The sequence below is a fragment of the Micromonospora sp. S4605 genome (assembly GCF_003176715.1).
Lineage (GTDB): Bacteria > Actinomycetota > Actinomycetes > Mycobacteriales > Micromonosporaceae > Micromonospora > Micromonospora echinaurantiaca.
Genome location: NZ_QGSW01000267.1, coordinates 1 through 18,672, shown reverse-complemented (window position 1 = coordinate 18,672; position 18,672 = coordinate 1). Strand labels below are relative to the sequence as shown.

Annotated in this window: 20 protein-coding genes and 1 pseudogene; 19 read left to right on the top strand and 2 right to left on the bottom strand. The window is 69.6% G+C overall.

Features of this window, described 5'->3' with window-relative positions:
* Nucleotides 1–67 precede the first annotated feature (67 nt).
* The 12 genes and pseudogenes from DLJ47_RS24070 (at nucleotide 68) to DLJ47_RS24015 (ending at nucleotide 9,850) form a co-directional block, all read left to right on the top strand.
* The gene (locus tag DLJ47_RS24070) at nucleotides 68–373 is read left to right on the top strand and encodes an ArsR/SmtB family transcription factor (protein ID WP_233257987.1); all 306 of its coding nucleotides are present in this window, start codon (nucleotides 68–70) and stop codon (nucleotides 371–373) included.
* Nucleotides 373–1,470, top strand: a complete 1,098-nt coding sequence (arsB, locus tag DLJ47_RS24065) for an ACR3 family arsenite efflux transporter (RefSeq protein WP_109903038.1) — start codon at nucleotides 373–375, stop codon at nucleotides 1,468–1,470. Before DLJ47_RS24070 ends, arsB begins: the two co-directional genes overlap by 1 nt.
* Nucleotides 1,467–1,694, top strand: coding sequence for a DUF2180 family protein (locus tag DLJ47_RS24060; RefSeq protein ID WP_109903006.1), 228 nt, complete (start codon nucleotides 1,467–1,469; stop codon nucleotides 1,692–1,694). Before arsB ends, DLJ47_RS24060 begins: the two co-directional genes overlap by 4 nt.
* On the top strand, nucleotides 1,691–2,101 hold the full coding sequence (locus DLJ47_RS24055; protein WP_109903004.1) for an arsenate reductase ArsC: 411 nt from the start codon (nucleotides 1,691–1,693) through the stop codon (nucleotides 2,099–2,101). The genes DLJ47_RS24060 and DLJ47_RS24055 overlap by 4 nt, the downstream gene beginning before the upstream one ends.
* Nucleotides 2,098–3,489 carry an FAD-dependent oxidoreductase gene (locus tag DLJ47_RS24050; protein ID WP_109903002.1) on the top strand — a complete coding sequence of 464 codons (1,392 nt, stop codon included), beginning with the start codon at nucleotides 2,098–2,100 and terminating at the stop codon, nucleotides 3,487–3,489. The genes DLJ47_RS24055 and DLJ47_RS24050 overlap by 4 nt, the downstream gene beginning before the upstream one ends.
* Nucleotides 3,490–3,655: 166 nt before the next feature.
* On the top strand, nucleotides 3,656–4,300 hold the full coding sequence (phoU, locus tag DLJ47_RS24045) for a phosphate signaling complex protein PhoU (protein ID WP_109903000.1): 645 nt from the start codon (nucleotides 3,656–3,658) through the stop codon (nucleotides 4,298–4,300).
* Between the two features lie 192 nt (nucleotides 4,301–4,492).
* Entirely contained in the window at nucleotides 4,493–5,458 is a 966-nt protein-coding gene (locus DLJ47_RS24040; RefSeq protein ID WP_109903036.1) for a PstS family phosphate ABC transporter substrate-binding protein, read from the top strand.
* 1 nt (nucleotide 5,459) lies between these two features.
* On the top strand, nucleotides 5,460–6,407 hold the full coding sequence (gene pstC / locus DLJ47_RS24035; RefSeq protein WP_109902998.1) for a phosphate ABC transporter permease subunit PstC: 948 nt from the start codon (nucleotides 5,460–5,462) through the stop codon (nucleotides 6,405–6,407).
* Complete coding sequence (gene pstA / locus DLJ47_RS24030; protein WP_109902996.1) at nucleotides 6,404–7,321, top strand: phosphate ABC transporter permease PstA; 918 nt, start codon at nucleotides 6,404–6,406, stop codon at nucleotides 7,319–7,321. The genes pstC and pstA overlap by 4 nt, the downstream gene beginning before the upstream one ends.
* Before the next feature lie 59 nt (nucleotides 7,322–7,380).
* On the top strand, nucleotides 7,381–8,244 hold the full coding sequence (gene pstB, locus DLJ47_RS24025) for a phosphate ABC transporter ATP-binding protein PstB (protein ID WP_109902994.1): 864 nt from the start codon (nucleotides 7,381–7,383) through the stop codon (nucleotides 8,242–8,244).
* A 250-nt stretch (nucleotides 8,245–8,494) separates the two neighbouring features.
* Nucleotides 8,495–9,245 (top strand): annotated as a pseudogene (locus tag DLJ47_RS24020) (winged-helix domain-containing protein).
* The gene (locus DLJ47_RS24015) at nucleotides 9,245–9,850 is read left to right on the top strand and encodes a hypothetical protein (RefSeq protein ID WP_199235988.1); all 606 of its coding nucleotides are present in this window, start codon (nucleotides 9,245–9,247) and stop codon (nucleotides 9,848–9,850) included. The pseudogene DLJ47_RS24020 and the gene DLJ47_RS24015 overlap by 1 nt, the downstream one beginning before the upstream one ends.
* A gap of 9 nt (nucleotides 9,851–9,859) precedes the next feature.
* On the opposite strand, the gene DLJ47_RS24010 is transcribed toward DLJ47_RS24015, so the two are convergent.
* Nucleotides 9,860–10,207: an ArsR/SmtB family transcription factor gene (locus DLJ47_RS24010; protein WP_109903034.1), complete on the bottom strand. Its 348-nt coding sequence runs from the start codon at nucleotides 10,205–10,207 to the stop codon at nucleotides 9,860–9,862.
* Between the two features lie 83 nt (nucleotides 10,208–10,290).
* On the opposite strand from DLJ47_RS24010, the gene DLJ47_RS24005 reads away from it, so the two are divergent.
* Nucleotides 10,291–11,394 (top strand): flavin-containing monooxygenase, encoded by a 1,104-nt coding sequence (locus DLJ47_RS24005; RefSeq protein ID WP_109902992.1) that lies wholly within the window; start codon nucleotides 10,291–10,293, stop codon nucleotides 11,392–11,394.
* 133 nt (nucleotides 11,395–11,527) lie between these two features.
* On the opposite strand, the gene DLJ47_RS24000 is transcribed toward DLJ47_RS24005, so the two are convergent.
* Entirely contained in the window at nucleotides 11,528–11,905 is a 378-nt protein-coding gene (locus DLJ47_RS24000; protein WP_109902990.1) for an ArsR/SmtB family transcription factor, read from the bottom strand.
* A gap of 83 nt (nucleotides 11,906–11,988) precedes the next feature.
* On the opposite strand from DLJ47_RS24000, the gene DLJ47_RS35915 reads away from it, so the two are divergent.
* The 6 genes from DLJ47_RS35915 (at nucleotide 11,989) to DLJ47_RS23975 (ending at nucleotide 18,543) form a co-directional block, all read left to right on the top strand.
* On the top strand, nucleotides 11,989–12,138 hold the full coding sequence (locus DLJ47_RS35915; protein ID WP_158289889.1) for a hypothetical protein: 150 nt from the start codon (nucleotides 11,989–11,991) through the stop codon (nucleotides 12,136–12,138).
* Nucleotides 12,135–12,407 carry a hypothetical protein gene (locus DLJ47_RS23995; RefSeq protein ID WP_233257986.1) on the top strand — a complete coding sequence of 91 codons (273 nt, stop codon included), beginning with the start codon at nucleotides 12,135–12,137 and terminating at the stop codon, nucleotides 12,405–12,407. Before DLJ47_RS35915 ends, DLJ47_RS23995 begins: the two co-directional genes overlap by 4 nt.
* 62 nt (nucleotides 12,408–12,469) lie before the next feature.
* Nucleotides 12,470–13,657 carry a M28 family metallopeptidase gene (locus DLJ47_RS23990; RefSeq protein ID WP_109903032.1) on the top strand — a complete coding sequence of 396 codons (1,188 nt, stop codon included), beginning with the start codon at nucleotides 12,470–12,472 and terminating at the stop codon, nucleotides 13,655–13,657.
* A 128-nt stretch (nucleotides 13,658–13,785) separates the two neighbouring features.
* A complete protein-coding gene (locus tag DLJ47_RS23985; protein WP_109902986.1) occupies nucleotides 13,786–15,204 on the top strand; it encodes an FAD-dependent oxidoreductase in 1,419 nt (472 codons plus the stop codon).
* The gene (locus tag DLJ47_RS23980) at nucleotides 15,204–16,469 is read left to right on the top strand and encodes an MFS transporter (RefSeq protein ID WP_109902984.1); all 1,266 of its coding nucleotides are present in this window, start codon (nucleotides 15,204–15,206) and stop codon (nucleotides 16,467–16,469) included. The genes DLJ47_RS23985 and DLJ47_RS23980 overlap by 1 nt, the downstream gene beginning before the upstream one ends.
* Nucleotides 16,470–17,079: 610 nt before the next feature.
* The gene (locus DLJ47_RS23975) at nucleotides 17,080–18,543 is read left to right on the top strand and encodes a phosphoesterase (protein WP_233257985.1); all 1,464 of its coding nucleotides are present in this window, start codon (nucleotides 17,080–17,082) and stop codon (nucleotides 18,541–18,543) included.
* Nucleotides 18,544–18,672 lie beyond the last annotated feature (129 nt).

Genomic DNA, 18,672 nt, shown 5'->3' with positions numbered 1-18,672 from the left:
CAGGCTTCCTGTCGGCTCGGAGAGGGCCGATTGGACGGACACCCTGCGGCCGTGATTACATCATTACGTGCTGATATCACGCACGCCTGATGTGATCCGGCTGCTGGCGGACCCGCTGCGCGCGCAGATCGTCGCGCTGCTCGCCGACGGCCCCGCCTGCACCTGCCACCTGGTGGAGGACACCGGCGCCAAGCAGCCCAACATCTCCAACCACCTCCGACAGCTGCGGGAGGCCGGCCTGGTGGTCGCCGAGCCCCGCGGCCGGTTCACCTACTACCGCCTGGTGCCTGAGGCGCTCGAAGCCGCCGCCGGCCACCTGACCGACCTGGCGCGCCACGCTCGCGCCCGTTCCGACGCCCGCAGGGAGTGCTGATGACCAACATCGACCAGCGTTCAACAGGGACGCAGGTGGTTGTCGCCCGCCTATCCCGCCTCGATCAGTTCCTCCCGATCTGGATCGGTCTGGCGATGGTGGCCGGTCTGCTGCTCGGGCGGCTGATCCCCGGCCTGAACAGCGCGCTGGACGCTGTCAAGATCGGCGGTATCTCCCTGCCGATCGCCCTCGGCCTGCTGATCATGATGTACCCGGTGCTGGCCAAGGTCCGCTACGACCGGCTCGACACGGTCACCGGTGACCGGCGCCTGCTGTTCTCCTCGCTCATGCTGAACTGGATCGTCGGGCCGGCGGTGATGTTCGCCCTGGCGTGGATCTTCCTCGCCGACCAGCCCGAGTACCGCACCGGCCTGATCATCGTCGGGCTGGCCCGATGCATCGCCATGGTCATCATCTGGAACGACCTCGCCTGCGGCGACCGCGAGGCCGCAGCCGTCCTGGTCGCCCTCAACTCGGTGTTCCAGGTCCTCGCCTTCGGCCTGCTCGGCTGGTTCTATCTCACCCTGCTGCCGCAGTGGCTCGACCTGCCCGGCGCCGAGCTGACCGTCTCCGGCTGGGACATCGCCGTCAACGTGCTCCTCTTCCTCGGCATCCCGCTGCTCGCCGGATTCCTGACCCGCCGGCTCGGGGAGCGCGCCAAGGGCCGCGACTGGTACGAGGGACGCTTCCTGCCGAAGATCGGCCCGGTCGCCCTCTACGGGCTGCTGTTCACCATCGTCATCCTCTTCGCCCTGCAGGGCGACGCCATCACCTCACGCCCCTGGGACGTGGCGCTGATCGCCGTGCCGCTGCTCGCCTACTTCGCGATCATGTGGGCCGGCTCCTACGCCCTCGGCCGGGCCATCGGTCTGAACTACGAGCGCACCACCACCCTGGCGTTCACCGCCGCCGGCAACAACTTCGAGCTCGCCATCGCCGTTGCCATCGGCACGTTCGGGGTAACCAGCGGTCAGGCCCTCGCCGGGGTGGTCGGCCCGCTGATCGAGGTTCCGGTCCTGGTGGCGCTGGTCTACGTCAGCCTCGGCCTGCGCCGCCGCCTCTTCCCAGAGATCACCGCGCCGTCGGCGATCCGATGACCTGCCTGGACTGCGGCGCCGCTGGCGTTGTCGGGATCTGCACCGGGTGCGGCGCCGCGGTCTGCCGCGACCACGTCGTCGTCGCCGCGGTGCACCTGACCCGTCTCGCACCGATCAACCGGCAGGTGAGGGTCGAACCACCGGCACGCCAGCTGCGCTGCACCACCTGCAACGCCGCCCACCTCGCCGCCACCAACGGACATCAGCAAGGAGTGCAGGAATGAGCGACAAGCCCACCGTTCTGTTCGTGTGCGTCCACAACGCCGGCCGCTCCCAGATGGCCGCAGGCTGGCTGCGCCACTTCGCCGGCGACGACGTCGAGGTCCGCTCCGCCGGCAGCGAGCCCGCCGACCAGATCAACCCCGCCGCCGTGGAGGCCATGCGCGAGGTCGGCATCGACATCACCCATCAGACCCCGAAGCTGCTGGAGTACGCCACCGCCGAGTCCTCCGACGTCATCATCACCATGGGCTGCGGCGACGTCTGCCCGGTCTTCCCGGGCAAGCGGTACGAGGACTGGACGCTCGAAGACCCCGCCGGCAAGGGCGTCGAGGCCGTCCGGCCCATCCGCGACGACATCCGCGACCGCGTCCAGCAACTCGTCCGCGAACTCGTTCCGGGCCGGGCGTGACCCGCCTGCTCATCATCGGCGGCAGCGACGCCGGGATCTCCGCGGGGCTGCGCGCCCGCGAACTCGATCCCGACGTCGCGCCGCTGCTGGTCGTCGCCGACGCCTACCCGAACTACTCCATCTGCGGCATCCCGTACCACATCTCTGGCGATGTCCCCGACTGGCGCAACCTCGCCCACCGCACCCGCGCCGACCTGGAAGCGGCGGGTCTGCAACTGATGCTGAACACCCGGGCCACCGCGATCGATCCCGCAGCCCGCCAGGTCACGGTCACCACCTCCAACGGCGACGAGCAGCGGCTGGACTACGACAGTCTCATCATCGGCACGGGCGCCGAGCCCATGCGTCCGCCCATCGCCGGCCTGGACAAGCTCGGCCCTACCGACGGCGTCCACGTGCTGCACACCATCGGCGACACCCGCGCCCTGACCGCCACCCTCGACCAGGCGCCTCGGCACGCGCTGATCGTCGGCGCCGGCTACATCGGCCTGGAGATGGCCGAGGCGCTGCACGCCCGCGGCCTGAAGGTCACCATCGTCGAGCAACTGCCGCAGGTCCTGCCGACGGTCGACGCCGACCTCGCCCGCCTCGTCGCCGACGAACTGGACCGCCACGACGTCGAGGTCCGAACCGGCATCGCCATCACCGCCATCGATCGCGGAACGCATGGCCGCTTGGTCGTCGACGGCCACCGCACGAACGAGCCGCAGGACGCCTTCACCGCCTCCGTTGACGTCGTGCTCGTGGTCGTCGGCGTGCGCCCCGACACCACGGTGGCCCGGTCCGCCGGCGTCGCACTCGGCACGCGGGACGCGATCGCCGTCGACCGGCAGATGCGCACCAGCGTGCCCGGCATCTGGGCCGCCGGTGACTGCGCCCACACCTACCACCGCGTCCTGGACACCGACGCCTACCTGCCGCTCGGGTCGACGTCACACAAGCAGGGCACGGTGGCGGGGGAGAACGCCGTCGGTGGGCGGCGCACTTTCGCCGGTTCCGTCGGCACCCAGGTCGTCAAAGTCTTCGACCTGGTCGCCGCCCGCACCGGCCTGCGGGACCAGGAAGCGACGCAGGACGGATTCCACCCGGTCAGCCACCGCACCACCGCCGACGACCACAAGGCCTACTACCCCGGCGCCCGGCCCATCACCATCACGATCACCGGCGACCAGACCAGCGGACACCTCCTCGGCGCGCAGCTGATCGGACACCGCGACACCGCCGTCGCCAAACGCGTCGACATCTACGCCACCGCGCTGCACCACCGGATGACCGTCGATCAGATCAGCGACCTCGACCTCTCCTACACGCCACCCCTCGGCAGCCCCTACGACGCCGTTCAGATCGCCGCCCACCAATGGGTGCTCAGGCACGCAAGCAGGGCCTGAAACAGGGCATCAGCGCGCCCGCGCTCGGCCCGGTCTGCCCTGCGGCACCAGAACAGGTACGTTGCTGGGAGCGCCTGAGACTGCGGCCCTGAACCCCGGGAGCCCCGTCTGATCGCCCGACCGGTCCCGACATCGGACCAGGTTGCGCGGGCGGGAGAGGAATGCCATGAGCCGGGACAGCTACGACGAGCAGCTTGACCGGCTCACCGGCGTCCTGGCCATCATGAGCCGGGACGCGGCGGCCGCCATCCGAGGCGCCAGCGCTGCACTGCTGAGTGTTGACCGGGTCGCAGCCGAGACCGTGGTGAGAAGCGACGCCGTGCTCAACGCGATGCGCGACGACGTGCACGCCGCCATCCCGCAGCTTGTGGTCCGTCTCCAGCCGGTGGCCGGCGACCTGCGCCTGCTGCTGTGCGCCCTGCGGATCGCCGCGGACCTGGAACGCATGGGAGACCTCGCCGTGCACATCGCCAAGGTCGTCCTGATGCGGCACCCGGTGACCGTCGTACCCGAGCCGGCGGTGCAGGTCATGACCGCGATGGCGGACGCCGCCGCCCGCATCGCCGACAAGACCTCCATCGTGCTGGCGACCCGCGACCAGCTCGACGCGATGCAGTTGGGACTTGACGACGACGAGGTCGACGCCGCCCAGGCGCGGCTGCTGGAGATGCTCGTATCCGGCTGGCCCTACGGCGTCGAGTCGGCCATCGACCTGGCCCTCGTGGGCCGCTACTACGAACGTTACGCCGACCACGCTGTCAACGTGGCGCGTCAGGTCGTCTACCTGGTGACGGGGACCATCCGCCTCTAGCCGAAGCCGCGCTTCGGACATCGCGCCCGCCGACGGCGTGAACGTCACAATTTCGCCGTCGCCGGCCATGATCCGCGCCGGGGAGTTCACTTTTCGTTCACTTGCGTCCGGCCGGGCGGCTACCTGGCCCTCCTACCTTGACTTTCGTACGGCCCGGACGGGCTGATGCAACCCGATAGAGAGGCTTACCTGGTGAACCGCAACGTGCTCTCGCGGCGCGTCCTCGCCGGCGTCGCGCTCGCCGCGCTCGCGCTTGCCGGCTGCAGCAACAACGCCGAGAACAACAACGCCGCGGGTGGCGAGAAGCTCTCCGGCGAGGTGAAGGTTGACGGGTCGAGCACCGTCGCTCCGCTGAGTGAGGCCGCCGCCACCTTCTACAAGGAGGGTGGCCAGAGCGGCGTCAACGTTTCGGTCGCCACCTCGGGCACCGGCGGTGGCTTCGAGAAGTTCTGCAAGGGTGAGACCGACATCTCCGACGCCTCCCGCCCCATCAAGGACGAGGAGAAGAAGGCGTGCGAGGCGGCCGGGATCAAGTACAAGGAACTGATCGTTGCCAACGACGCTCTCACCGTCGTGGTCAACAAGGACAACACCTGGGCTGACTGCCTCACCGTGGACCAGCTGAAGAAGATCTGGGAGCCGAACTCCAAGGTCAACAACTGGAACCAGGTCGACCCGAAGTTCCCGAACGAGCCGCTGAAGCTCTTCGGCGCGGGCACCGACTCCGGCACCTTCGACTACTTCACCGACGAGATCAACGGTGAGGAGGGTGCCAGCCGCACCGACTACACCGCCTCGGAGAACGACAACGTGACCGTGCAGGGTGTCTCCGGCACCAAGGGCGGCCTGGGCTACTTCGGCTTCACCTACTTCGAGGAGAACGCCGACAAGCTCAAGGCGCTCAAGGTTGACGGCGGCGCGGGCTGTGTCGAGCCGAGCCTCAAGACCGCCCAGGAGAACACCTACAAGCCGCTGTCCCGGCCGCTGTTCATCTACGTCAGCGACGCCGCGGTTAAGAAGCCGCAGGTCGCCGACTTCGTCACCTTCTACATCGAGCAGATCGACGACATCGTCAAGGAGGCGAAGTACGTCCCGCTGACCGAGCAGCAGAAGGGCACGCTGAAGAGCGAGTTCGACTCCCTGAAGGCCGCGGTCTGACGTGACCACCAGCACCCCGAGCGTCGGCTCCGCCGCAGGTAGCACCCTGCGGCGGGGCCGCCGCCGTCCCGTGGACAGCATCGTCAAGGTGCTGCTCGTTGCCGCCGCCCTCGTGTCGATCGCCACCACGGTCGGCATCGTCATCGCGCTGGTCGGGCCGACCATCGAGTTCTTCCAGCAGGTCAGCATCGTCGAGTTCTTCACCGGCACCAGCTGGACCCCCACCTTCGCCCAAAAGGCGTACGGGGTGCTGCCGCTGGTCGGCGCGACCATGGTGGTGACCGTCATCGCGCTGCTGATCGCGGTCCCGATCGGTCTGGGCTCGGCGATCTACCTGTCGGAATACGCCAAGCCAGCCACGCGCAAGCTGCTCAAGCCGATGATCGAGCTGCTTGCCGGTGTGCCGACCGTCGTCTACGGCTTCGTCGCGCTGTTCGCGCTCAACCCGCTGCTGCAGCAGATCTGGCCCGGCGACACCAAGCCCGGCTTCCAGAACCTGCTCATCGCCGGCATCGCCATGGGCATCATGATCGTGCCGACAATCGCCAGCATCTCGGAGGACTCCATGGCCTCCGTGCCCCGCAGCCTCCGCGAAGGCGCCTACGCCCTGGCCTCGACGAAAATGCAGGTGTCGACCCGGGTGGTCGTTCCCGCCGCCATCTCCGGCATCGTCGCCGCGATCGTGCTGGGCATCTCCCGGGCGGTGGGCGAAACCATGATCGTCACCATCGCCGGCGGGCTGGTCTCCGACAAGGTCACCGTCAACCCGCTCGAGGGCGCGGCCACGATGACCGCCTTCATCGCCAACATCTCCTCCGGTGACATCCCGGTCGGCTCCCTGGACTACGACTCTGTCTTCGCCGTCGGCGCGTTGCTGTTCCTCATCACCTTCGTGCTCAACGCGGTGTCGATCCGGATGGTCCGTCGCTTCAGGGAGGTCTACGAGTGACCACGCCCACCATCACCACCACCCGGCCGGAACCCTCCGCGCCGGGTAACGCGCTGACTCAGCGCCGCAGCCGTCCCGGCGAGGTGGCCTTCCGCCTCGCCATGCAGGCGTGCCTGCTCATCGCGTTCGGCGTGCTCAGCGCGCTGCTGGCCTGGGTGCTCATCAAGGGTTGGAACCGCCTGGACTCCCGGCTCTGGACCGAGATGCCCACCGGCCTGGTCAGCCGCCTCGACAGCGCCGGCGTGCAGTCCGCCCTGGTCGGCACCTTGTGGATCATCTCGCTCGTCGCGATCATCTGCCTGCCGATCGGCATCCTCAGCGCGATCTACCTCGAGGAGTACGCCGACAACACCCGCTGGTACAACCGGCTGCTGGAGTTGAACATCCAGAACCTCGCCGGCGTACCGTCGATCATCTTCGGCATCCTCGGCCTGGGCATCATCGCCCGGGCCCTCGGTCTGGGCTTCACGGTGATCACCGCCGCGATCGTGCTGTCGCTGCTGGTGCTGCCCGTGGTCATCATCGCCACCCGGGAGGCCATCCGCGCGGTGCCGCAGTCGATCCGCCAAGCCTCGTACGCCCTCGGCGCCACCAAGTGGCAGACGGTGTCGCGGCAGGTGCTGCCCTCGGCGGTGCCCGGCATCGCGACCGGGTCGATTCTGGCCCTGTCCCGGGCAATCGGTGAGGCCGCACCGCTGATCGTCCTCGGCGCGGTCACCTTCATCACCTTCAACCCGGACGGGCTCGACAGCGCGTACACGGCGCTGCCGATCCAGATCTACACCTTCATCACGCGATCCCAAGCCGAGTACACCGAACTCGCGGCGGGCGCGATCGTCCTGCTGCTCGGCATCGTGCTCGTCATGAACTCGATCGCGATCTTCGTGCGGAACCGGTTCGAGAAGCGCTGGTGACCAAAGCCGTGACAACTCAGCCGCGACACCGCCCCCAGCACGAGTCAGAGGTGACCACTGTGAACCAGTCCAGCACGACCAGCCGCCCCGCGGTCAGCATCGCCGCCGTCGGCAACCAGAGCGCGGGCCACCAGCCCACATCGGCGGTGCCGGTCATGGAACTGTCCGGCGTCAGCGTCTACTACGGCGCCTACGAGGCCGTGCGTGACACGTCGATGCCGATCCAGCGCAAGCAGATCACCGCCATGATCGGTCCGTCCGGCTGCGGCAAGTCGACCATCCTGCGGTCGCTGAACCGGATGAACGACCTGATCCCCGGCGCGCGGGTGACCGGATCGGTCACCTACCACGGTCAGGACCTGTACGCCAAGGACGTCGACCCGATCGAGGTACGACGGCGCATCGGCATGGTCTTCCAGAAGCCGAACCCCTTCCCGAAGTCGATCTACGACAACGTCGCCTACGGCCCGCGCGTCACCGGGATGAAGGTCGACAACATGGACGACCTCGTGGAGAAGGCGCTGCGCGACGCGGCGCTGTGGGACGAGGTCAAGGACAAGCTGAAGACCAGCGGCCTGGCCCTGTCCGGTGGCCAACAGCAGCGGCTGTGCATCGCCCGCACGATCGCGGTCAAGCCCGAGATCATCCTGATGGACGAGCCCTGCTCGGCGCTGGACCCGATCGCCACGGCGAAGATCGAGGACCTGATGTTCGAGCTGGCGCACGACTACACGATTGTGATCGTCACGCACAACATGCAGCAGGCCGCCCGAGTCAGCCACTACACCGCGTTCTTCACCGCCGAGGTCGACCAGAAGCAGGAGCGCCACGGCCGCCTGGTGGAGTTCAGCCAGACCGGCAAGCTGTTCACCAACCCCGGCGACAAGCGCACCGAGGACTACATCACCGGCCGCTTCGGCTGATCCGCCAGCTGCCATCGTGTACGCGCCCACCGCGTCCCCGCCCACGGAGGAAAACCCGAGCAGATCTCCCGTCGTTGACCCGTGGGGCTTCGCAGCATTCCGGCGAAGCCCCACTGGCTCAGATCAGCACCTCCACCATCGGAGGCGACGAACGCATGCCCTGCCGACTGCGGTAGCCGCAGCACGGTAGATCGTCCTCACCGGCCGCAGCCACTGGTGAGGGCCCTAACTCGATCCGGAGTCGGTGCCGATGAACAACCTCGTCGAGGCCACCAAGGGTGACCCTCGATCCGACGGGCGTTTCGTGCTGCTGGTAGTGGACGACGACAGCGTCGGCGGTGAACTCGTCGACCAGCTCGTAGGTCATCGGGTCCGCGGGCACCACTTCCCGCACGCCGCCGAGGCGCTCCTTGGCGCGGGAGCCCTGCATCCGGACGCGGCCCTGGTCGCGGCGGGCCTGGCCACCATGAGCAGCATCGAACTCGTGCGCCTGCTCGCCGGCCGAGCGGGCATCCCCGACCGTCGTCGGCGTCGGCGACGACGACGGCCCACTCGCCGCCGCCGTGCTCAAGGCAGGAGCCACCGCCTGCGTGCGCCGCCCATACCGGGCCGAGGAGATCGTCCCCATCCTCCGGGCGATCCGCCCGGAAACCGCCGGGACCCTCGACCCACCGATCGAGATGGGGGCGCTCAAAGTCGACCCCGCCACCCTCGAGGTGTACCTGCACGGCAGACCGGTCACTCTGCCCATGAAGGAGTTCCGGCTGCTCTACTTCTTCATGACCCACGCCGAGCGGACGGTCACCCGCGAGCAGCTGCTCTCCGCGGTCTGGCAAGGCCTGTCTGGGGAGAACTCCAACACCCTGACCGTGCACATCAAGCGACTGCGCAAGCGTTTGACCCTGCGCCCCGACCAGCCGCCGATCATCGTCACGGTCCGCGGGCTGGGCTATCGTTTCGTTCCTCCGACCGCCACAGTGACCGCCCATCCGAGCATGTGATGACCTCCATCGAGAACCCCGGCACCGGCGAGGCGCCCGCGCCCCCCGGACCCACCTTCCGCGGCGGCGAGGACGTGGTGCTCGTGGCCGTACCGGTCGCATACGTCCCCCACGTGGCGCGGCTGATCGCCGAGCTCGACGCCCAGACGCGGCCCCGTCCCGTACCACGGCTTCGATCCACTCCGAAGCCGGAACATCAGGGCACCCCCTGGCCGGTTGAGGACCTGCGCCGCCTGAGCAAGGGACGCAGTGCCGCCTATCGCACCGTCGTCGCCGTGCTGGACACGCTGGCGCAGCATCCCGGCACGCTGTTTGGCAGCGACGAGTTGGCGCGAGCAGCCGGCACCAGCCGTAGCAAGATCATCGGAGGATTGGCCGGCCTGACCAGGTTGCTCAAGGCGCACTACGACTACGCCACACTCGGCCTGCCGTTCACCAGGGTTGTCGGGCGTCCGGACGGCGACCCGAAGGAGATCTACTACAGCATCGACGAGGTGCAGGCGATTCGCTGGCGACAGGCCCGCGCCGACGAAAACGCCGCGCCGGCCCCACCGCCCGGCGACGAAGGCGCCCGCCCTGCCGGAGAAGATGCTCCGCCCGCCTAGGCGAAACGCCTAGCAACAGGTCAACAGGTACGAGCGCAGATCGGTCAGCGCGGTGAGGGCCCCTTCCCGGTCCGCCCGGTAATAGACCGTCTTGCCGGCGCGCCGGGACGTCACTACCCGGCCGCGTCGGAGCAACGCGAGCTGCTGCGACGCCGTCGCCTGGCTGATTCCCACCTGTTCCGCGATCTGCCCGACGGACAGCTCGGCGCCCTGAGCGAACAGCATCATGATCCGCTGCCGGGTCGGACTGCCCAGCGCCTTCAGAAACTCGTGCGTTTCCTCGGCCAGCTCCGCCGGCGCGCCCTGGCTTTGGGGCCCGGACGGGGGAGGGCCCAGCTCGGACGTCGACTGCTCCATGTTCACACCCTCTCGCATCACCATCATATTGTCATTCAACAAAAAACCGATATGATGGCGACGTGACTCCTCGTACCGAACCCGTGATCATCGTCGGCGGCGGCCAGTCCGGCCTCGCCGCCGCCCGCGCCGTCACCGAGGCGGGCCTCCGTCCGATCGTCCTGGAGGCCGGCGCCGAACCGGTCGGCTCCTGGCCGGACTACTACGACAGCCTCACCCTGTTCTCGCCCGCCCGCTACAGCGCCCTGCCTGGCATGGCCTTTGATGGCGGTGACCCGGACCGCTACCCGAGTAGGGACGAGGTGGTGGACTACCTGCGCCGCTACGCGGCCAGGCTGGACGTCGACATCCGCACTGGCGTGCGAGTCGCCGCGGTGCGATCGCGTCCCGGCGGCGGCTACCTCGTCCGCACCGCGGCCGGCGACGAACTCGCGGCGGCGGGTGTTGTCGCCGCCAGCGGATCGTTCGCCAACCCGTACGTACCGACACTGCCGGGCCAGGACCGGTACGCGGCTGATCTGCGGCACGTCGCCGAATACCGCCGGCCCGAGCCGTACTCGGGACAGCGCGTTGTCGTCGTCGGTGCCGGCAACTCCGCGGTCCAGGTCGCCTACGAACTCGCGGCGCAAGCGGACGTCACCCTGGCCAGCCGCGCGCCAATCCAGTTCGTGCCGCAGCGTATCCGGGGGCGCGACATGCACTACTGGCTTCGTGTCACCGGCGCGGACCGTCTACCCCGATGGGTGCTCACTCGACTCATCCGGCACGCTGCGGTGTTCGACACCGGGAACTACCGCAACGCGCTCGCCAGCGGGCTCTTCACCCGCCGGGAGATGTTCACCGCCTTCACCCCCGAGGGGGTCATCTGGAGCGATGGCACCGCCGAGGCGGTCGACGCGGTTATCTACGCCACGGGCTACCGTCCGAGCCTTCCCTACCTGGAGCCGCTGCGCACAGCTGAGCGTGGCATGCCTCGACAGGTCGGGGGAGTTTCCACCACCCACCCAGGGCTCGTCTACCTTGGCCTGGAGTTCCAGCGATCGTTCTCGTCGAACACCCTGCGCGGGGTCGGACGCGACGCAGACCATGTCATCGCGGCCCTCGCGGCGCACCTGTCCGACCAGCCACGGCGAGGACGCCGGCGGCAGGAGCCCAACAGGCCCACCGCGGCTGACGCCGGCGCATGACCCGGCCTCGCTCCCGTGGCGTCGCTTCCGGTAATCGCGAGAGGCTGGTCATGGGCGCGTGCCGCCGACGCCAGTAGCCGTCGCCGCGGCGACTCCGGCTGTGGTGACGGGGGCGTCTGGTGGTGGCGCTGCTCTAGGAGGCGGGGACTGGCTCGACGGTGAGCAGTGCCGCGAGCTGGCGCAGCATGCCCGGGCGCGCCCGGTAGTAGACCCAGGTGCCGCGTCGCTCCGCGTCCACGAGGCCCGCCTCGCGGAGGGTCTTCAGGTGGTGGGAAATGGTCGGCCCAGTGAGGTCGAAGGCGGGAGTGAGGTCGCAGACGCAGGCTTCGCCGCCCTCGGCGGAGGCGATCATCGACATCAGCTGGAGCCGGACCGGGTCGCCGAGGGCCTTGAAGGCGGGCGCGAGGACGGCGGCCGTCTCGGCCGGCACCCGGCGCTGCGCCAGCGGTTCGCAGCAGGGCGTGTCGGCGTTCAGGTCCACCAGGGTGAGAGGCGTCTCTTGCTTCGACATGCCTCTAGGTTGACATCTCTCTAATCAGTGTGCAAGTCTCTGCTTAGACAGATGTCAAGACAGGCTCCGACAAGGGGATCGTCATGTTTGGCAAGGCTCGGCGGTCAGTGCCGGCTCGGGCGGAGGTGCGGTTCTGCGACTCTTGTGCCCGGGTGTCCACCGCGGAACAGCGCGCGCAACGTCGCTACGAGCACGCCCGCACCATCGCCTACACCCAGACCAGCCCCCGATGAGCGACGGGAAGGCCACCACGATGAGCGAGAACACCCAGACGGCCGGCGGGTTCGCCGGCGACCCGGCCGCCGCCCTGGCCGTTACCGGCTCGGGTTCCTGCTGCGGCAGCCCCGCGCAGGCGGTCGGGTCGATCCTGCCGCCCGCCGGCACGTCCGCGACGGCTGGGCCGTGTTGCGGCACTCCGGACGCCGCCGCGGCCGCGGGCTCCTGCTGCGGTGCCGAGGCGAAGGCCGATGCGGTCACCGCGGGACAAGGGTGCTGCGAATGAGCCCCGCTACCGCTTCACCCATCCCCATGGCCACCCTGCTGCACGAAGTGTCGGGTGCTCGGATGGCCGCCACGGTAGCCGCCTTGGCCTCCGACGGCTTCGCCGGTCGGCGGGTCGGATCGCCCGGTGGCGCATCCGCGCGCGCCTGGCTCGCCAACCACCTCGCCGCGCTCGGCGCGACCGTACATACCGACGAGTTCCCTGTCCGCGCGGTGCCCGACGTGGCCGCCGCACCCATCGTGAGCTGGGGCAGCGACGCTACCGCGCACCGCCTGACTTTCGGCCGGGAGGTTGGGATTCACCTCGCGTCCGCGAATGTCCCCGAGGTCAGGCATGGGTTGCTGGGCGTTGTCGGCGCCGACTCTCCGACCGGTCGGTGGCTCGTCGTGCCGACGGGAATGAGCCTGTTCGACGCCTACGGTCACGCCCACCGGGCAGCGGGACTGCTCCTGAATCGCCCCGTCGACGCCGACGGCTGGCAGTTCACCACCCTCGCCGGCCCGGATCAGGGACCGCTGCCGATACTGACGCTCGACCCCACCACCCACCAAGCGGTCCTCGCCGCAGCTACTGACAGTGGCTGGCTGAGCGGTAACGCACCGCTGCGCCGCCTCGACGTCACCGCCGCCAACATCCACGCCACCGTCCGTCCGCCGGCAACCGGCGGCGTGGATCTGCTGCTCACCGCGCACTACGACGGCGTGGGTGACCACCCTGGACTGCGACAACCGGGCGCGGCGGACAACGCCAGCGGCGTGGCAGTGGTCCTCGAGGCCGCTCGGATCCTCGCCGCCGGACCACTTCAGAGCGTCGGACTGTCCGTCGCGCTGCTCGACGGCGAAGAGATCGGCGCCTTCGGCTCCGCCCACCACGCCCAACGACTACGCGCCACCGGCGCGAACCCCCTCGTCGTCAACGTCGACGGCGCCGGACGGCTGGACCACGCCGTGGCCGTCGAGGCTGGCGGACCGGCCCACCAGCTGCTCGCCCTGCTCGACCAGGCCGGCCGGCACACCGGCGTACCCCTGGTCGCCGGTCCGGTGGCCTCGGACAACCGACGCTACGGCAGCGCCGGGTTCGCCGCCGTCGGCATCGGCGCCGGCATGGCGGGCTACCACAGCGCCGCCGACACCCCAGACCGCGTCGACCCCAACACCCTCACGGCGGTGGCGCGGCTGGTCCTCGCCACCGTCTGCCTCGCCGCACTCTCCGCCGCTGCCGCGCCATCGCCGATCGGCGACAAGCGATAGGGAAGCAGCGAGGGCGGGCAGCCAGACCGGACATTGTCCGCCGCAAAAGCCGCATCCGTCAGTACCAAAACACATCGACTAGCCAAGTGCACCCCGCTACGAGAATTTTCGATGCAAGGGAGTTCCTGATGAGCGTCCTGGACAAGCTGCCCGTCATGGTGATCGGCGCTGGGCCGGTGGGCCTGGCCGCCGCCGCGCACCTACACGAGCGCGGCCTGCCCTTCACCGTCCTCGAAGCCGGTGACACCGCCGGGGCGGCAGTGCGACAGTGGGGGCACGTGCGGGTGTTCTCACCATGGCGGTACAACATTGACCCGGCTGCCCGGCAGTTGCTCGACGAGGCCGGCTGGGTCGCCCCGAACCCCGACGCTCTGCCGACCGGCGCCGAGCTCGCCGCCGACTACCTCCAGCCCCTCGCGGAGCTACCGCCGCTCAAGCCGCACCTGCGCTACGGAGCCCGGGTCGAGGCGATCAGCCGGCTCGGCCTGGACCGGCTGCGCACCGCCGGCCGCGAGCAGGCGCCGTTCCTGGTCCGCCTCACCGACGGCGAGGAGGTCCTGGCCCGGGCGGTGATCGACGCCTCCGGCACCTGGGGTACCCCGAACGTCCTCGGTGCCTCCGGCCTGCCCGCCCGCGGAGAGAACGTCGCCGCCCCGTTCCTGGAGCACGCGCTACCCGACGTCCTCGGCGCGGACCGGGAGCGGTTCGCCGGCCGGCACACCCTGGTCGTCGGCGCGGGTCACTCGGCGGCGAATACGCTGCTGTCCCTGGCCGAGCTGGCCGCCGTCCAGCCCGGGACGGAGGTGACCTGGGCGATCCGTTCGACCAGCCCGGCCCGTACCTATGGCGGCGGCGCCGCGGACGCGCTGCCCGCCCGCGGCGCCCTCGGCTCCCGGCTGCGCGAGCACGTCGAGGCCGGCCGGATCCGGTTGCTCACCGGCTTCTCCGTGCACGCCCTCAACCCGGCCGACGGCCGGGTCGCCGTCGTCGTACGCGCCGCCGACGGCGGCGAGGAGTCCGTCGCGGTGGACCGGATCGTCGCCGCCACCGGCTTCCGCCCCGACCACTCCATCGCCGCCGAGCTGCGGCTGGACCTCGACCCCGTGCTCGGCGCCACCCGGGCGCTCGCCCCGCTGATCGACCCCAACGAGCACTCCTGCGGCACCGTCCCGCCGCACGGCGTCGACGAACTCGCCCACCCGGAGCCCGGCTACTACGCCGTGGGCATGAAGAGCTACGGGCGGGCACCGACGTTCCTCATGGCCACCGGCTACGAGCAGGTCCGCTCCGTGGTCGCCGCCCTCGCGGGGGACTGGGCGGCTGCCCGGGACGTGCAGCTCGACCTGCCGGAGACCGGCGTCTGCAACAGCAACCCCGTCGACTCGACCGGCGGCGACAGCTGCTGCGGCACCGCACCGGCCGCCGAGCCGGCGGGCCGCGGCCTGGCCACCGGCATCGCCGGTGGGCTTCTGTCGGCGCCGCTGAACCTCGTCAACCTCGACACCGCCCCGACCGGCGGCCAGACCGGCGGCTGCTGCGCCAGCTGATGCCCACCACCACGACGGTGCCCGGCGACCGCATGGTCGCCGGGCACTTCACCACCCAAGGCCGGCGGATCGTCGCCGCGCTCGCCATCACCCAAACCGTCGGCTACGGCACCCTGTACTACGCCTACGCGGTCCTGCTCACCCCGATGGCGGCCACCCTCGGCGCGTCCACCACCACCGTCACCGGCGCCCTCACCGCCTCGGTCCTGGCCGGGGCGCTCATGACCATCCCCGTCGGACGATGGCTCGACCGCCACGGCGGACGGGGTCTCATGACCATCGGCTCGGCGAGCGCCACCGCACTGGTCCTGGCATGGTCCCAGGTCCACACCGTCTGGCAGCTCTACGCCGTGATGATCGGCATCGGCGTCACCGGCGCGATGGTCCTCTACGAGCCCGCCTTCGCCGTCATCGTCACCTGGTTCACCCCCGAACGACGCAGCAACGCCCTCCTGGTCGTCACCATCGTCGCCGGCTTCGCCAGCACCATCTTCCTGCCGCTCACCGGCCTGCTCGTCGAACACCTCGACTGGCGCACCGCCCTGATCGTCCTCGCCGCCATCCACGGACTGATCACCGTTCCATTGCACGCCATCACCATCCGACGGCCGTCCCACCCACCAACGCAACACCGGCGGCAGGAACGCTCGGTCTCAGCCCGAACCGCGACCCGGGACATCCGCTTCTGGCTCCTCGTGGTCACCTTCGTCGCCCACGGCGCCGCCACCAGCACCATGGTCGTCCACCTGGTGGGCTACCTCACCAGCCGCGGCCACCCCGCGACCTTCGCCGCCACCGTCACGGGCCTGCTCGGCGTCCTCTCCGTCACCGGCCGCATCGTCCTCACCGCAGCCCGCCGGCTCGCCCCGATGACCACCATCGTCGCCACGATCTTCGCCATCCAGGCCGCCGCCGCCGCATGCCTGCCCGCCCTCGCCGCCAGCCGAACCGGCTCCATCGTCGCCGTCGTCGCCTTCGGGCTCGGCTTCGGCGTGTCCAGCCTCGCCGCCCCCGCCCTGCTCGCTGATCGATACGGCACCACCGCCTACGCCAGCATCGCCGGCATCCTCGCCCTGCCCGTCACCATCTCCCGAGCCACCGCACCACTGGCGGCCGCCTTCCTCCTACATGTGACCCGCGACTATCGGGCACCGCTCACTGCGGTAGCGATCTGCTGCGCACTCGCCGCCGCCGGGATGCTGCTCCGCGCACGATCCTTCCTTCCGGCCACGCGAGACGATGACACGGTGTGCCGGAACAGTTGAGCCGGGACGCCGGTAGGTGGGCGTCACGCCAGGTGGCGGACGCAGGACGTTCAGGGGAGGGTCCCTGAGACCACACGCAACCCCGCCACGATCGTCCGCGTCACACACGCTCGCCGGAAGCATGATTACGAACAACGGCGAGCACAAGGCCGCCACGATCCAGGCTGTACACGGCCATATACACCGCGCCGCCGGCGCCCCCGTCAACCGCCGCCACCGGCTATCGCTGATCGTCCCGACGACGTCGCTGTCCTCCCGCAGCCAGGGCGTAGCCGCCGCGCACCGCCCAGGTGCGACTTCTCAGAATGGTCGCCCGTCCGCCTCTGCAGACAAACCCTCAGCAAGGCCTGCGGGCATCATCCCGGCGCGTGTCGTCGGGCCGCCGAGCACCACCGCTCGCGCTGGCCTCGGTTACCAGATCCGGTGCCAGTAGAGGCAGCAGCGAAGGAACTTCAGCACGCCCTGACTGGGTGTTTGTTGTTGCCCTGGGCCGTGTTCATCAGGTGTTAAGCGTCTCCGCCGAAGCTCATTGGTTGACACGGGCAACGGCTGAACGAGGAGAGGTTCCGTCTTGAGAAGGACCGATAACGAAGACGTCGAGCGTTCGCAGGTGTCACGGCGCCAGCTGGTCAAGTACGCCGGTGTAGGGGCGACGCTTGCCGCCGCGAGCCCGCTCGTGGGTGGTGGCCTCGCTTGGGCCGACGACCATGAGGACCGCCAGGACAACCAGCGGGGCGGCTCCCGCAACCGCGTGTGGCGGGCGGGCGACCACCACGTCCACTCCGAATACAGCGGCGACTACGACACCTCGACCAACCCGCCGAAGTTCATCAAGGGCGCCGACGCGGTGTACCCGATCGTCACCAACGCGATCATGGCGAAGAACTTCGGCCTGACCTGGGCGATGTGCACCGACCACGGTGGACCCACCCACTCGAAGGTCAACCTGGAGCAGGCGTACCCGGACCTGCTGCTCTCCCGCAAGCTGGTGCCCGAGGTGCTGCAGTTCTGGGGCATGGAGTTCGACACCCCGGCCCTGGACCACCACACGCTGATGATCCCGCGCCACGAGGGCGAGGCGCAGCAGCTGTTCGAGCTGGAGAGCCGGTTCGCCAAGAACGACCCGTTCCCCGCCGACCCCGGCCGCAACACCGAGGCGAAGATGATCGAGTTCCTCAAGGTGGCCCGGGGGATGCCGCATCAGCCGCTGGTGATCGCCCACCACGCGTCCCGGTCGGCGCCAGGCCTCGGCGTCTACGGGCAGGACACCCCGCGTGAGTTCCGCAACGGACACAACGTCGCGCCGGAAATCTACGTCGGCTTCGAGGGCGCGCCGGGGCACCAGGCAGGTCCGCTCAACGGCGGCGCCCGCGGCGGTTACGGCAACCACCCCACCTACGGGGGCTTCGACCAGATGACCGCCCGGGTCGGTGGGCTGTGGGACTCGCTGCTCGGTGAGGGCCGGCGCTGGTGGATCACCGCCACCTCCGACTCGCACGTGCACTGGACCCGCGGCGGTGCCGACTTCTGGCCGGGGGAGTACAGCAAGACGTATGTGCTGGCCCGGCAGGACTACGGCGACATCATGGACGGCCTGCGCAACGGACGGATCTGGGTGACCACCGGTGATCTGGTCACCAGCCTCGATGTGACGGCGAGGGGCCAGGGCCGGTCGGCCGCTATGGGGGAGACCGTCACCCTGAGCCGCCGCAACCGCACCGACGTCGAAATCGAGATCAAGTTCCGACCGCTAAACGGCGCCAACCACAACGGCGACCGTCCAGAGGTGCGGCGGGTCGACCTCATCGTCGGCGACATCGTCGGCCCGAGCGCGAACCTCGACGCCGACACCAACCCGACCACCAAGGTCGTGGCGCGGTTCGGCCCGCGCGACTGGCGCCGGCAGGGAGCCGACTACGTCATCCGGCACACCCTTCGCGACGTCGGGGGCGACCTCTACGCCCGAGTCCGCGGCACAAACACAGACGAGGCCGAACCGCTCGCTGACGGCACGGAGAGCCCCTGGGACGACCTCTGGTTCTACTCCAACCCGGTCTTCGTGCACGTCCGCTAGTGCGGTGTCCACTAACGTTCACCGGGTTTGCGGTGGTGTTGTGGATCCTCACCGTTGAGGGTGAGCGACTCCCCACTGGGTGGTGGGGCGGGCCTCCGCGGGCCAACTGATCCTCGCGGCGCCCGGGGT

What these genes read in the sequence shown, in the direction of transcription:
- arsB (WP_109903038.1), top strand. Translation starts at nt 373, where the DNA reads ATGACCAACATCGACCAGCGTTCAACAGGGACGCAGGTGGTTGTCGCC.
- DLJ47_RS24060 (WP_109903006.1), top strand. Translation starts at nt 1,467, where the DNA reads ATGACCTGCCTGGACTGCGGCGCCGCTGGCGTTGTCGGGATCTGCACC.
- DLJ47_RS24055 (WP_109903004.1), top strand. Translation starts at nt 1,691, where the DNA reads ATGAGCGACAAGCCCACCGTTCTGTTCGTGTGCGTCCACAACGCCGGC.
- phoU (WP_109903000.1), top strand. Translation starts at nt 3,656, where the DNA reads ATGAGCCGGGACAGCTACGACGAGCAGCTTGACCGGCTCACCGGCGTC.
- DLJ47_RS24015 (WP_199235988.1), top strand. Translation starts at nt 9,245, where the DNA reads ATGACCTCCATCGAGAACCCCGGCACCGGCGAGGCGCCCGCGCCCCCC.
- DLJ47_RS24010 (WP_109903034.1), bottom strand. Translation starts at nt 10,207, where the DNA reads ATGGAGCAGTCGACGTCCGAGCTGGGCCCTCCCCCGTCCGGGCCCCAA.
- DLJ47_RS24000 (WP_109902990.1), bottom strand. Translation starts at nt 11,905, where the DNA reads ATGTCGAAGCAAGAGACGCCTCTCACCCTGGTGGACCTGAACGCCGAC.
- DLJ47_RS35915 (WP_158289889.1), top strand. Translation starts at nt 11,989, where the DNA reads ATGTTTGGCAAGGCTCGGCGGTCAGTGCCGGCTCGGGCGGAGGTGCGG.
- DLJ47_RS23995 (WP_233257986.1), top strand. Translation starts at nt 12,135, where the DNA reads ATGAGCGACGGGAAGGCCACCACGATGAGCGAGAACACCCAGACGGCC.
- DLJ47_RS23990 (WP_109903032.1), top strand. Translation starts at nt 12,470, where the DNA reads ATGGCCGCCACGGTAGCCGCCTTGGCCTCCGACGGCTTCGCCGGTCGG.
- DLJ47_RS23985 (WP_109902986.1), top strand. Translation starts at nt 13,786, where the DNA reads ATGAGCGTCCTGGACAAGCTGCCCGTCATGGTGATCGGCGCTGGGCCG.
- DLJ47_RS23980 (WP_109902984.1), top strand. Translation starts at nt 15,204, where the DNA reads ATGCCCACCACCACGACGGTGCCCGGCGACCGCATGGTCGCCGGGCAC.